The organism is Mesorhizobium sp. LMG17149 (genome assembly GCF_024518695.1).
In the GTDB taxonomy this organism is placed as follows: domain Bacteria; phylum Pseudomonadota; class Alphaproteobacteria; order Rhizobiales; family Rhizobiaceae; genus Mesorhizobium.
The window spans coordinates 372,486-386,336 of the sequence record NZ_JANIFL010000003.1; the positions used below are offsets into that span (position 1 = coordinate 372,486).

The 13,851-nt window shown below is 62.5% G+C and carries 12 protein-coding genes; 7 read left to right on the forward strand and 5 right to left on the reverse strand.

The annotated features are described in order from the left end of the window. Positions 1-57: 57 nt before the first annotated feature. Positions 58-1,494, reverse strand: a complete 1,437-nt coding sequence (locus NP945_RS07960; protein WP_164749124.1) for a glutamine synthetase family protein — start codon at positions 1,492-1,494, stop codon at positions 58-60. Between the two features lie 163 nt (positions 1,495-1,657). On the opposite strand from NP945_RS07960, the gene NP945_RS07965 reads away from it, so the two are divergent. Continuing rightward, positions 1,658-2,371, forward strand: coding sequence for an HAD family hydrolase (locus NP945_RS07965; protein ID WP_256746031.1), 714 nt, complete (start codon positions 1,658-1,660; stop codon positions 2,369-2,371). 69 nt (positions 2,372-2,440) lie between these two features. On the opposite strand, the gene NP945_RS07970 is transcribed toward NP945_RS07965, so the two are convergent. From NP945_RS07970 to aceA, 3 genes are all read right to left on the reverse strand, one after another. Next, entirely contained in the window at positions 2,441-2,845 is a 405-nt protein-coding gene (locus NP945_RS07970; RefSeq protein ID WP_245463682.1) for a response regulator, read from the reverse strand. A gap of 279 nt (positions 2,846-3,124) precedes the next feature. Continuing rightward, positions 3,125-3,367 carry a hypothetical protein gene (locus NP945_RS07975; RefSeq protein WP_023766759.1) on the reverse strand — a complete coding sequence of 81 codons (243 nt, stop codon included), beginning with the start codon at positions 3,365-3,367 and terminating at the stop codon, positions 3,125-3,127. 57 nt (positions 3,368-3,424) lie between these two features. Further along, a complete protein-coding gene (aceA, locus tag NP945_RS07980) occupies positions 3,425-4,714 on the reverse strand; it encodes an isocitrate lyase (RefSeq protein ID WP_128309403.1) in 1,290 nt (429 codons plus the stop codon). Between the two features lie 227 nt (positions 4,715-4,941). On the opposite strand from aceA, the gene NP945_RS07985 reads away from it, so the two are divergent. The 6 genes from NP945_RS07985 (at position 4,942) to NP945_RS08010 (ending at position 11,953) form a co-directional block, all read left to right on the forward strand. After that, positions 4,942-6,384, forward strand: a complete 1,443-nt coding sequence (locus NP945_RS07985; protein ID WP_127268367.1) for a short-chain fatty acyl-CoA regulator family protein — start codon at positions 4,942-4,944, stop codon at positions 6,382-6,384. 150 nt (positions 6,385-6,534) lie between these two features. Continuing rightward, positions 6,535-7,485 (forward strand): DMT family transporter, encoded by a 951-nt coding sequence (locus NP945_RS07990; protein WP_127268368.1) that lies wholly within the window; start codon positions 6,535-6,537, stop codon positions 7,483-7,485. 340 nt (positions 7,486-7,825) lie between these two features. Continuing rightward, positions 7,826-8,923 carry a polyamine ABC transporter substrate-binding protein gene (locus tag NP945_RS07995; RefSeq protein WP_127268369.1) on the forward strand — a complete coding sequence of 366 codons (1,098 nt, stop codon included), beginning with the start codon at positions 7,826-7,828 and terminating at the stop codon, positions 8,921-8,923. 84 nt (positions 8,924-9,007) lie between these two features. Continuing rightward, positions 9,008-10,147 (forward strand): ABC transporter ATP-binding protein, encoded by a 1,140-nt coding sequence (locus NP945_RS08000; protein ID WP_127272201.1) that lies wholly within the window; start codon positions 9,008-9,010, stop codon positions 10,145-10,147. Between the two features lie 8 nt (positions 10,148-10,155). Further along, positions 10,156-11,130: an ABC transporter permease subunit gene (locus tag NP945_RS08005; RefSeq protein WP_127272202.1), complete on the forward strand. Its 975-nt coding sequence runs from the start codon at positions 10,156-10,158 to the stop codon at positions 11,128-11,130. Positions 11,131-11,134: 4 nt separating this feature from the next. Next, complete coding sequence (locus NP945_RS08010; protein ID WP_013530251.1) at positions 11,135-11,953, forward strand: ABC transporter permease; 819 nt, start codon at positions 11,135-11,137, stop codon at positions 11,951-11,953. Positions 11,954-11,976: 23 nt separating this feature from the next. On the opposite strand, the gene NP945_RS08015 is transcribed toward NP945_RS08010, so the two are convergent. Further along, positions 11,977-13,827, reverse strand: coding sequence for an AsmA-like C-terminal region-containing protein (locus NP945_RS08015; protein WP_127327951.1), 1,851 nt, complete (start codon positions 13,825-13,827; stop codon positions 11,977-11,979). Between the last annotated feature and the right edge of the window lie 24 nt (positions 13,828-13,851).

Here is a 13,851-nt window from a genome sequence, read left to right on the forward strand (position 1 = left end):
CCCTACTCCCCTACTCCCCTACTCCCCTACTCCCCTACTCCCCTACTCCCCTATTCCCTACACATTCAGCAACAAATACTCCCGCTCCCACGGGCTGATCACTTCCATGAAGGTCTCGAACTCCGCCCGCTTGATCGCCGCATAGGTGGCGGCGAAGGACTTGCCCAGATGCGCGCAGAGTTCCTCGTCGCCCTCGAACAGGTCGACGGCTTCGAGCAGGCCACGCGGCAGGTCGATTTCGTCGGCATTGGCGGTGGTCAGGACGGGAGGCTCGGCCTTGATCTTGTTGGTGATGCCGATCAGCCCGCAGGCAAGCGATGCCGCCAGCGCCAGATAGGGGTTGGCATCGGAGGACGGGATGCGGTTTTCGACGCGCCGCGCCGCGGGATCCGAGCGCGGCACACGAAACGCCGTGGTGCGGTTGTCATAGCCCCATTTGTTGTTGACCGGCGCCGACGCCGCCTGCGTCAGCCGGCGGTAAGAATTGACATAGGGCGCGAACATCACAAGTGCGTTCGGCACATGCTTCTGCATGCCGCCGATGAAGTGGAAAAAGTCGTCGGTTTCCGAGCCGTCAGCGGCCGAAAAGATGTTCCGTCCGGTCTTCTTGTCGATGATCGACTGATGGATGTGCATGGCGGAGCCGGGTTGCCCCTGGATCGGTTTGGCCATGAAGGTGGCATAGATCTCGTGCTTGAGTGCTGCCTCGCGAATGGTGCGCTTGAACATGAACACCTGGTCGGCCAGTTCGATCGGGTCGCCGTGGCGCAGATTGATCTCCAACTGCCCGGCGCCCTCCTCGTGGATCAGCGTATCGATCTCCAGGCCCTGGCTTTCGGAGAAATGGTAGATGTCGTCGATCAGTTCGTCGAATTCGTTGACGCCGGCGATCGAATAGCCGGCGCCGCCGCCGATCGCGCGTCCCGACCGGCCGACCGGCGGGGTCAGCGGATAGTCCGGATCGGGATTCTTGCGCACGAGGTAGAACTCGATCTCGGGCGCCACCACTGGCTTCAGGCCGAGCTTGTCATAGGCGGCCACCACACGTTTCAACACATTGCGCGGCGTGAACTCGACCGAGCGTCCGTCCTGGTGGACGAGGTCGCAGATGACCGCGGCCGTCGGGTCTTCTTCCCAGGGCACCACCGTCAGCGTCGACAGGTCGGGCATGAGTTTGAGGTCGCCGTCATCTTCCGGGTAATGGAAGCCGTTGCCATCCTCGGGGTAGCCGCCGGAAATCGTCGTCATGAAGACTGCCGACGGCAGCGCCAGCGAGGTGTTGGAGGTGAATTTCTTCGATGGCATCATTTTGCCACGCGCAACGCCTGCCTGATCGGGCGTGATGCACTCGATATCCTCGATGCCGCGCCACTCCAGCCAGGCGCTGACTTCCTTCCAGTTCTTGACGCCCCGTTGGTTTTTCACGAAGGCAGGCGTGCGGGCGCGTCCTCCGCGGCTCGACGGACGGACTTCCTTTTTTGCAGGCGGCATCATTCACCAGATTGGGTTGCGGATTGTGGAGTATAGCCGTGCCCTCCTATGGAAGGGAAGGGGAGCCGCGTCGGGCATTGGCCGGCGCGGTTGAAAATCACGCCAATCGGCCTAGTTTCGGCCGTCGCAATTCCAATCGAGGCCCAAATCTTAATCGAGAAATTGAATGCGGCCCAACGGCAAACTGACAACGATCGGATTCGATGCCGACGACACGCTGTGGCAGAACGAGCAGTTCTTCCGGCTGACGGAAAAGCGCTTTGCCGCCATGCTCGTCGACCATGGCGAAGCCGAGCATATCTCGGCACGATTGCTGGAGGCCGAAAGGCGCAACCTCGCCGTCTATGGCTTCGGCATCAAGGGATTTACCCTGTCGATGATCGAGACGGCGATCGAGGTCACGCAAGGCCGCGTGCCGGCTTCGGTCATAGCGGAGATTCTCGATGCCGGCCGCGAGATGCTGAGCCATCCGATCGAGGCCTTGCCGCACGCCCGCGAGACGGTCGAAAAGCTTGCCGGTGCATTCCGCCTCGTGCTGATCACCAAGGGCGACCTCTTCGATCAGGAGCGCAAGCTGGCTGGCTCAGGCCTTGGCGATCTGTTCGACGCGGTCGAGATCGTCAGTGACAAGAATGCAGCCACCTATAGCAGGCTCTTCAGCCGCCACGGTGATGGTCCGGCGAAAAGCATGATGGTCGGCAACTCGCTGAAGTCGGATGTGGTGCCGGCCATCGAGGCCGGCGGCTGGGGTGTCCATGTGCCGCATGAACTGACATGGGTGCTGGAGCATGTCGAGGCGCCGGTAACCGAATCGAGGTTCCGCCAGATATCCGATCTCGGACAACTGCCCGGACTGATCGAAAGCATCATCGATCCGTGATCGCCGGGCCTTACCTGGTTTGCTCAATTCCGGACGGAAAACCGCCTGCGTACTTTTCCCGCAGTTGCCTTAGCGGCCGATCAGGCGATCGATCACCGGTTGCAACCGTTCGGGCGTGATCGGCTTGGCGACCACCACGTCGATGATACCAGACAGGCCCAGACTTTCCGTCGTGCCGTTCTTGGTTGACAGCAGGATTACCGGTGGCAGCGATTTGCCCGAGGCGCGGCGCAACGCGTCGATGCTGGACATCAGATTGTCGCAGTCCTTGTTGTCGGCGCCGCCGTCAAGGACAACCACACCGGGAATGAGCGACCGCAAGATCCTTGCCGCCGTGTCGGGAGATTCCGAAATCGGCTTGAGCCCGGATCGCTCGACGATCTTTGAAATCACCACGCGATTGATGGGCGATTTCCCGACGACAAGCACCTGCGACGGATCGCGGATCGCCTCGGTGGTTGAGTCGCGGGTCACCGGATTCGGATGTCTTGGAGTCTCGCCTTCGCGATTCACCGGGCACACAAGTCGGCCAAGAAGCTCGCCCCTATTTCAATGCAGAGTTGAATCCGGAGCGCAATTGGCGTGAGATCGTAGCCTGTGTCAAGTTGAAATAAAAGTGCCCGAAATCATCGCCGGTAGCAGTGAATTTCAAGCAACGCTACTGTACTCAACTGTCCATACGTGGATTTCATAAAGAGAAGATTCACCTGCGCAGGGGCTGCGCAGGTGAAGGGTCGGTTGCATGGATTTCAGTCAGCTGTGGCTCTGCTGCGTGACGATCACCGGGATCAGCAGATCGCCCCAGTTGCCGTCGCCGCCGTGATGTCGTGCCGAGCGCACGAGTTCCACCGAGACGCCCGCCTCGACCGCCTTCATCACCGACTGGTTGAGGCGGTGCAGGTCGTTGGCCAGCATGCGGATCGTCGCCTGCTGGTCGACGCTCATCGTCGTCGACTGTTCCTCGGCGCGTTCCTTGACGCGGCTTATCGATGCCATTGGTCTTCTCCTGTGTTCCCGGCCCTGTTGGGCGTTTCCTCTGTACTTTGCTGCTCGCTATTCCGCGGCCGGTTTGAACTGCGCGTGCTCGGTCGATTCATGCATGGCGGTGGTCGATGACTGGCCGCCGGTGATCGCCATCGACACGGCGTCGAAATAGCCGGTGCCGACTTCGCGCTGATGTTTGGTTGCGGTGTAGCCATTGGCCTCGGCCGCGAACTCCGCTTCCTGCAACTCGGAATAGGCCGCCATCTGCCGCGCCTTGTAGCCGCGCGCCAGTTCGAACATGCCGTAGTTGAGCTGGTGGAAGCCGGCGAGCGTGATGAACTGGAACTTGTAGCCCATCGCGCCGAGCTCCTTCTGGAACCTGGCAATCGTCGCGTCGTCGAGGTTCTTCTTCCAGTTGAACGACGGCGAGCAATTGTAGGCGAGCAGCTTGTCGGGATGATGCTTGCGCACGCCCTCGGCGAATTTCCTGGCTTGCGTCAGGTCCGGCTTCGAGGTCTCGCACCAGATCAGATCCGCGTAAGGCGCATAGGCGATGGCGCGGGCGATGCAGGGCTCGATGCCGTTCCTGACATGGTAGAAGCCTTCCACCGTGCGCCCGGCGTCGTAGTCGACGAAAGGCTGGTCGCGTTCGTCGATGTCGGAGGTGAGCAGCTTGGCGGCTTCCGCATCGGTGCGCGCGACGACCAGGGTCGGCGTGCCCATCACGTCCGCCGCCAGGCGCGCCGCGTTGAGGTTGCGGATGTGCGCCGCAGTCGGGATCAGCACTTTGCCGCCGAGATGGCCGCATTTCTTTTCCGACGCCAGCTGATCCTCATAGTGGACGCCGGCGGCGCCCGCCTCGATGAAGGCCTTCATTATTTCGAAGGCGTTGAGCGGTCCGCCGAAACCGGCTTCCGCGTCGGCGACGATTGGCGCGAACCATGTCTCGACCGAAAGCCCGTTGCCTTCGGACGTTTCGATCTGGTCGGCGCGCTGCAGCGTCCGGTTGATGCGCTTGACCAGTTCGGGCGCTGCATTGGCCGGATAGAGCGACTGGTCCGGATACATCGCGCCAGCCGTGTTGGCGTCGGCGGCAACCTGCCAGCCCGACAGGTAGATCGCTTTCAGCCCGGCGCGCACCTGCTGCATCGCCTGATTGCCGGACATGGCACCGAGCGCGTTGACGAAGTCCTCCTCATGGATGAGCTTCCACAGCCGGTTGGCACCCATTTCGGCGAGGCTCTGACGGATCTGCACCGAACCGCGCAGACGCTTCACATCCGCCGCGGAGTAGGGCCGTTCGATACCGTCGAAACGACCTTCCGGGGCCGATGGCACGAGGTTGTAAAAATCAGTCATTGGTCACTCCGAGGAATTGCTGAACTGTGTCAAGGCTTCAAGAATTTGGGGTCGTTGGGGTATGACTGGATTTACATTTCTGCGCGACATCAGCCACAAAAATCAGGGAAACCGACGGAATATAAGAGAAAACCTGTGTTGCGTTTGACAGAGGTGCGTTGTAAATTTGTCATTATTGTAAAAGGACCGAGCCCAGAAATTCGTGTAAATGCTGTAAAGGACAGTCCGTGGCTGACCAGAAGATTTTCGCCGGGCCGCGCATCCGCCGCATCCGCAACGCCAAGGGCCTGACGCAGACGGCGATGGCCGAGGGTCTTGGCATTTCGCCCTCCTATCTCAATCTGATCGAGCGCAACCAGCGGCCGCTGACGGTGCAGCTGATCCTCAGACTGGCCTCCGTCTACAAGGTCGATCCGCACGAGCTGCAGGGCGAGGCGAGGGGGTCGGTCGCTGCCTTGAAGGAAGTGTTCACCGATCCCCTGCTGGTCGGCGAGTTGCCGGGAGATCAGGAACTGATCGAGCTTGCCGAGGCCGCGCCCAACGCGTCCGCGGCGGTGATAAAACTGTTCCGCGCCTATCGCGAGCAGGCCGAGCGCCTGTCCGACCTAAACGAGCTATTGGCGCGCGAAGGTCGGGCGACGGCGCTTTCCGGCGCCCGCCTGCCGATCGACGAGGTGCACGAGATTTTCGAGCGCCGGCCGAACCATTTCGCTGCCCTCGAGGGGGAGGCCGCGGCGTTCACCTCGGTGCTCGATCCCGGCGACGATCTGTTCGGCGCGCTGAAGGCCTGGCTGAAGCGCGAATATGGCATCGTGGTCAAGGTGCTGCCGGTCGCCACCATGCCGAACTGGCGCCGCCGTTATGATCGTCATTCGCAGCGCCTGTTCCTGTCCGAACGCCTGTCGCCGTTCGACCAGTTGCGCGAAGTCGCGATGGAGGCCTGCCTGATCCGCATGACGGTCGCGGTCGCCGGCGAGATCCAGGCGCTCAAGCTGAGCACCGACGAGGCGCGCCGCCTGGCCCGCTTCGAACTTGGCCGTTATGCGGCGCATGCGCTGATGATGCCCTATCAGGCCTTTCACGCGGCTGCCGTGCGCGCCCGCTATGACATCGATGTCCTGCGTTCGCGCTTCGGCGTCTCCTTCGAACAGGCAGCCAACCGGCTGACCATGCTGCAGCGGCAGGGTGCCTCGGGGGTGCCGTTCTTCATGCTGGAGGTCGACAATGCAGGCAACCGCTTCCGCAAGGCCGGCAGCCAGGGCTTTCCACAAAGCCGCTTTGGCGGCGGCTGTCCCAAGCTGCCCGTGCATGTTGCCTTCACCCAACCCGGCCAGGTCTTCGTCGAGGCAGTGGAAATGCCCGACGGCGCCGAGTTCCTGTGCATCGCCCGCACGCTGGAAGGGCCGCAAGGCGCATTCTCGGAACGTCCGCGCCGCACCGCGCTGCTGCTCGGTTGCGACATCGGCTTTCGGGACGAGATCGTCTATGGCGCGGCATTGCCCGGTGCGGCAATCACCGCAAAGGCCGGCAGTATTGCGGCGACGCCGGTCGGGCCTGCCTGCCGGCTTTGCGAACGCGTCGGCTGCCTGGCGCGGGCCGAGCCGCCGGTGACGCGCCCGCTCGGCCTTGACGAGATGGTGACGGGCCTGAGTGCCTTCGATTTCCAGTAACGCCGTGTCCTCTGAAATGGGGGCAAGGTGCCACAATTGTCGCCGGCCGCTGGCTCAGTTCCGGCCTGCGCCTTTGCGTTACGCGAACAGAGCATCTTTTTGTCGTCCCTTGCGCATCGTCCCGTCCACAAAAGCTCGACAGTCGCGCTCATGATCGATACCGCATCGCCGATCGTCGCATCGCCAGCCGTCTCGCCGCGCGAGGAGCGCGTCGGCATGCTTTTGGTCTTCCTGTCGGCGCTGATGTGGAGCTTCGGCGGCACCATCGCCCGCTTCATCACTGTCGGTGACAGCTGGACGGTCATTTTCTGGCGATCCGTCTGGGCAGCCGCCTTCCTGGTCTGCTTCATGGTCTGGCGTGACGGCTGGCGTGGCACGTTGAAACTGTTCCACGACATGGGTCTGCCCGGCCTTGCCGTCGGGATCTGCTTTGCCACCGCATCGACCGCCTTCGTCGTGGCGCTGGCCTACACCACCGTCGCCAACATCCTTTTGATGCAGGCAGGCGTGCCGTTGCTGGCGGCGCTGTTTGCCTGGGCGTTGTTTCGCGAAAGGGTCGGTGTCGCCACCTGGGTGGCAATCGCCGCCGTCATCACCGGCGTCGCCATCATGGTGTCGGAATCGCTGGATGGCGCCGTCTCGCCCATAGGCGATGGGCTGGCGCTGTTGATCGCGGTCATGTTCTCGGTCGCCACCGTCATCACCCGGCGGTTTTCCGGCGTGCGCATGACGCCGGCGACGTGCCTCGGCACCATGCTCGCGGCCGGCTTTGCCGTCTCGCAGGCATCGACCTTCACCGTGTCAGTCAGCGACATGGGCTTTCTGTTTGCCTTCGGCGTGGTCAATCTCGGCCTCGGTCTCGCCTTCTTCGCCACCGGCGCACGACTGATCCCGGCGGCCATCGCGGCTCTGCTCGGCACGTTCGAGCCGATCCTGGGCCCGATATGGGTCTGGCTCATCCATTCCGAGGTGCCGTCGGGGCGCACCATCATCGGTGGCGCGGTGGTGGTCACGGCGCTGCTCGTCCATATCGGGCTCGAATTCAAGCGCCAGGCACGGCCCGAACGCGCAGGGGTCACCGGGGTGCCGTCGCCTAATTGAAGCGGCCTGCAGCTTTGCCATTGACAACGTCGCTGCAGCACGGGCAGGCTGGGAATACGGCAACAACAAGACAGGCGTATCTTGCCAAGTCTCCCAGCCGGTCCGATCGGGACCGGACCATATCGTCGTATCTCTGCCCGCGCCACGGCGAAAGCCTATGACGGTATTGGCACGCCTCCCAGGCCGCCTCAGGGGCAACCAGCCATCTCATCGAACCGCCTGCATGGTCTCGGCAGTTCGCGCTTGTCGCCCCTTGGAAAGCTCAATAGTCTGAAGAAAATGCCGGTCGCGCTGATATCGCGACGAGCCGGTGAAGGAACACTCATCAAAGGAGAATAGCATGATCCGCAAAGCGCTCTGGCTTTCGGCAACTTCGGCATTCCTGACATTGTTCACCGTCGGCGGTCACGCCGCGGATCGTGTCGTCAACGTCTTCAACTGGTCGGACTACATCGACAGTTCGATCATCGACGATTTCACCAAGGAAACCGGCATCAAGGTCGTCTATGACACCTTTGATTCCAACGAAATCCTTGAGACCAAGCTGCTTGCCGGCGGCAGCGGCTATGACGTCGTCGTGCCCAGCGGCAATTTCCTTGCGCGCCAGATCCAGGCCGGCGTGTTCCAGAAGCTCGACAAGTCGAAACTGCCCAACATTTCCAACATGTGGGACACGGTTACCGAGCGAACCGCCAAGTATGACCCCGGTAACGAATACTCGGTCAACTACATGTGGGGCACGGTTGGCATCGGCTACAACATCAAGAAGGTGCAGGCGGCGCTAGGCACTGACAAGATCGACAGCTGGGACGTCTTCTTCAATCCCGATAGCCTGGCCAAATTGAAGGACTGCGGCGTCTACGTGCTGGACTCGCCGGCAGATATCATCCCGGCGGCGTTGAAATATCTCAACCTCGACCCGAACAGCACGTCACCCGATGATATCGCCAAGGCCGAGGAGACCTTGCTCAAGGTGCGGCCTTACATCAGGAAGTTCCATTCCTCCGAATACATCAACGCGCTCGCCAACGGTGATATCTGCCTGGCGGTCGGCTGGTCGGGTGACGTGTTCCAGGCCCGCAACCGCGCGGTCGAGGCCAAGCAGGGCGTCGAAATCGGCTATTCCGTGCCGAAGGAGGGCGCGCAGATGTGGTTCGACCAGATGGCAATCCCCGCCGACGCGCCGCATGTGGCGGAGGCGCTCGAGTTCATCAACTACATGATGAAGCCGGAAGTTATCGCCAAGTCGTCGAACTACGTGCTCTACGCAAACGGCAACAAGGCTTCGCAGCAATTCGTCGACAAGGCATTGTTGGAGGATCCTTCGGTTTATCCCGATGCCGAGACCATAAAGAAGCTCTACACCGTCTCGCCATACGATCCCAAGACCCAGCGCGTCATCACGCGCACCTGGACCAAGATCGTCACTGGCCAGTAAGCAATCCGACACGGTCCCGGCAGCCACCTGCCGGGACCGTTTCTACCTGGGGCAAGAAGCAAGAAAATCAGGACGGAGTGGGACATGAAATCGCTTGGCAGCATCCGCAGGGATTTTGCACCGTGGAACGACCCGAATGCCAAGCCGTACATCCAGTTCGACAACGTCACCAAGAAGTTCGGTGACTTCACCGCCGTCAACAATCTGTCTCTGACCATCTTCGAGCGCGAGTTCTTCGCGCTGCTGGGCGCCTCCGGTTGCGGAAAGTCGACGCTGCTCAGGATGCTCGCCGGCTTCGAGGAGCCGACAGCCGGCCGCATTCTGCTTGACGGCCAGGATCTGCGCGGCATCCCGCCCTACCGGCGGCCTGTCAACATGATGTTCCAGTCCTATGCGCTGTTCCCGCATATGACGGTCGAGAACAACATCGCCTTCGGCCTCAAGCAGGACGGCATGCCGAAGCCCGAAATCGCATCGCGCGTTGCCGAGATGCTGAAGCTGGTCAAACTCGAGCAGTTCGCCAAGCGCAAGCCGCACCAACTATCCGGCGGCCAGCGCCAGCGCGTCGCGCTCGCCCGCTCGGTCGCCAAGCGGCCGAAGGTGCTGCTGCTCGACGAGCCGCTCGGCGCGTTGGACAAGAAGCTGCGCGAAGAGACGCAGTTCGAACTGATGGATTTGCAGCAGAACCTCGGCCTGACCTTCGTCGTCGTCACCCACGACCAGGAAGAGGCGATGACCATGGCCGATCGCATCGCCATCATCGACAAGGGCGAGGTGATGCAGGTGGCAACGCCGGCCGAAGTCTACGAGGCGCCGGGATCGCGCTTCGTCGCCGGCTTCGTCGGCAATGTGAACATGTTCGAGGGCAAGATCGCGCGTGGCGAGGCCGGCAGCGCCAGCATCGATGCCGGCAACGGCCTCACCATCCGCACCGACAATGCCGGCACCGCCGGCGCCGGGACGGCCGTCACCTTCGCCATCAGGCCCGAAAAGATCAAGGTGTCGTCGAAGAAGCCGGCCGAGGCGGTCAACGCCATCGAGGGCGAGGTCTACGACATCGCCTATCTCGGCGACATGACCGTCTACCATGTCAGGCTGGACGACGGCCAGGTGGTGCGCGCGAGCACCATGAACGCGGCCCGCATCACCGAGGATCCGTTGAGCTGGAACGACCGCGCCTGGGTTTCCTTCCGGCCCGATGCCGGCGTCGTGCTGACGCGGTAGGGGCGACCATGTCGAGCGCCGCCGTCACCACCTCATCAGCCTCTCCGGCATCCAATGCCGGCAAATCCATCCTTGCCAGGCTGGGTGCTGCCTTCGTTGGCCGACTGGTCATCATCATCCCGTATGTCTGGCTGCTGTTTTTCTTCCTCATTCCGTTCGTCATCGTCTTCAAGATCTCGCTGTCGCAGACGGCAATCGCCATTCCGCCCTATACGCCGGCGCTCGATTTCAGTGGCGGCATTTCCGGGTTCCTGGCTCAGCTGAAGCAACTCAGCCTCGACAATTACGCCTGGCTGACGCAGGACGCCCTCTACTTCAACGCCTATGTAACCAGCGTCATCATCGCCGCGGTCTCGACGGTCCTGACATTGCTCGTCGGCTACCCCATCGCCTATGGCATGGCGCGCGCGCCGGCGACGATCCGCCCGACCTTGCTGATGCTGGTGATCCTGCCGTTCTGGACCTCGTTCCTGATCCGGGTCTACGCCTGGATCGGCATTCTCAAGCCCGAAGGGCTGCTCAATCAGCTGCTGCTCGCCACCGGCGTCATCCACCAGCCGCTGATCATCCTCAACACCTATACGGCGATCTTCATCGGCATCGTCTATTCCTACCTTCCGTTCATGGTGTTGCCGCTCTATTCCGCGCTTGAGAAGATGGACTATTCGCTGATCGAGGCAGCCAAGGATCTCGGCTGTCCGCCGACAAGTGCGTTCTGGAAGATCACCTTCCCGCTGTCGCTGCCCGGCGTCATCGCCGGCTGTCTGCTGGTGTTCATTCCGGCCGTCGGCGAGTTCGTCATTCCCGATCTGCTCGGCGGCTCGCAGACGCTGATGATCGGCAAGACGTTGTGGAACGAGTTCTTCGCCAATCGCGACTGGCCGGTATCGTCGGCCGTTGCCGTCATCCTGCTGTTGCTGCTGATCGTGCCGATCATGCTCTTCCAGCGGGCCCAGGCGCGCGCTCAGGAAATGGACAGGTGACCTCATGAACGCCACCTGGAGCCGCTTCAACATCACTTCGATCGTGCTTGGCTTTGCCTTTCTCTATCTGCCGATCGTGCTGCTCATCGTCTTCTCGTTCAACGAGTCGAAACTGGTTACGGTCTGGGGCGGTTTCTCGACCAAATGGTACGTCTCGCTGTTCCACAATCAGGGCCTCATGGACGCGACCTGGGTGACGGCGCGCGTTGGCCTGATCTCAGCCACGGTAGCGACCGTTCTGGGCACGCTGGCGGCACTCACCTTGACCCGCTACACGCGCTTCAAGGGCAGGGTGCTGTTCTCCGGCATGGTCTTTGCGCCGCTGGTCATGCCGGAAGTCATCACCGGCCTGTCGCTGCTGCTGCTCTTCGTCGCCGTCGGGCTCGACCGCGGCTTCCTCACCGTGACGCTCGCCCACATCACGCTGACCATGTGCTTCGTCGCCGTGGTCGTGCAGTCGCGCCTTATGACCTTCGACCGCTCGCTGGAAGAAGCCGCGATGGATCTTGGCGCAACGCCGGTGAAGACCTTCTTCCAGATCACATTGCCGGTCATCATGCCGGCGATCGTCTCCGGCTGGATGCTGGCTTTCACGCTTTCGCTCGACGATCTGGTCATAGCCAGCTTCACCTCCGGGCCGGGCGCGACGACGCTGCCGATGAAGATCTACAGCCAGGTTCGCCTCGGCGTGACGCCGGAAATCAACGCTGCCTGCACCATCCTGATCGCCGTGGTGGCGATTGGCGTCATCATCGCCTCGCTTGCCAACAAACGGCGTGAGGTGCAGCGCCAGCTCGACGAGCAGGCGGCGCAGCGCGGGTGAAAAACAGAAGGCGCGGTGGCGGCCTATTCCCCCGAAACGCCGCGGCTGATCGGGGAAATGAACGGCGTGCTCCAGGTTCCGCCGACGAAGAACGATGACTGGTTGGGACCTTGCTGGCCATTGGCCTGCGTTGCCGCCTGGTCAGGCTGAATGACGCCGCCGGACAAGGCCAGTCCGCGCCCGGCGTAGGACGCGATGCCGGACAGCCAGATCTTGTACTTCGCTGAATTGGCCTCGGCCTTGTCGATCCGCGCCACGCCCTTCGAAATGGTGGCCTTGATCTCGGCGCCGTCGATCGGCAATGTTCCGTCGGAGACATCGTCGAGCGCGAAGAAGCCGCCCTGTTCGGTATGTTTGAGGAAGGCCGGCAGGTTGAGCTTGCTCAACGCACCCGGCCCGAAGGTCGCCGAGACCGAGCCGTCGGCATTGTCGAAGATGGAATCCCAGGTTCTGCCCGGCCCCTTGAGGATCACCGAGACGGTGCCCGTGCCGACCGGCACCAGCCGCGTCATCCCTGCCGCCGTACCGAAAGCACCGCCGTCGATGTCGGACGCCAGAAGGCGGATTTCGACCTGCGAGCCCTCCGGCTTGCGATCGAAGCGAAGGCTGGTCTGGATGTTGCCGCCGAAGGCCGAGGCATCGGAGATGTCGAATACCGACAGACCATCCTTGACCTGGGCCGTGGCGGCGACATCGGCGAGCTGGATAGGCCCCGCCGTGGCGTGGGCTGCCGACAGCCTCAGATCGAGATTGATCTTGTCGGCGAAACTTGTGTCGATTTCGCCGGGTCCCGCCCCTCCGGTCGGCACCAGCGGGGTGAAGGCCGAAAGAAACGATCTGAGGTCGAGCGTGTCGAAGGCGAGCGTACCGGAGATCACAGGTTGTGCGCCAAGCGAGAGGTCCAGTGCACCCATCCCCGGATTGTTGTCGAGTGCAATTGCCGTGTTGTCGAACTTGACGCGCCCGCCTGTCGCGGTGATCTTGCTCGAAATGCTGACCGAGCCGATCGCCGCACCCGGAGCGATGCCGGCCTGCGACCATTCCAGGACACGCCGCAGCGAGGGTGCCGAGAACTTCGCCTGACCGTCGAAATAGGTATTTTCAGACATGCTGGCCGTGCCGTCGAACGAGAAGGTGGCGGGTGCTGCCTTGAAGGACAGCGTCAGCGGCGCCGTGCCGCCGGCAAACAGCACAAGCGGCCTGGCCGAGGCGACGTCCAGCGCGACGCTTTCGCCCCGCCAGATCCCTGTTGCCGACAGCGTCGCATTGCTGTTCATCGCCGCCCAATTCGCCTGACCGTTTAAACTGCTCAGGATCTCGACGTCCTTGCCGCCGATGGAGGCTACCATTCGGCCGTCGCGAAACTCGACCGTGCCGAAGGTGTCGGTAGGCAGCTTGTCGAGGTCCGGCTTGGCGGGGTCGGCATTGACCACGCCGCGCGCCGTGTCGATGGAACGCGTGATGCGCCCGCCGGTGGGGACAGCGGGCAGGAAAAGGCCGGCAGGCGTGCGCTGGACCCGGATCGTCGGCCGCACCAGCCGCGCCGTCGAAAACACCACGTCGCCGCGCAGCGCCGCCATGGCGGAAAGGTCGACCTCGACCCGTTCTGCCTCGACCACAGGCGGCGCCTCGGTGTCGGTCCATTGTGAAAGCGTCACATCGGTCAGGATTGCCCGGAATGTCGGCCAGACCTCGATGCGCGGCGAACCGTCGATGGCGACCCGGAAGCCGCTCCACGCGCTCATTTCCCAGGCGATGCGGTCGCGCACGATACGGGTGGAGGCAATCAGCGGCAGGGCGGCAACGACCAGCGCGACGACGATCACGGCAGCGCCGATCGCCCATATTCCGCGCCGGATCATAGATGATGGCATATGGCCCCGTATGCTTCCATTCCG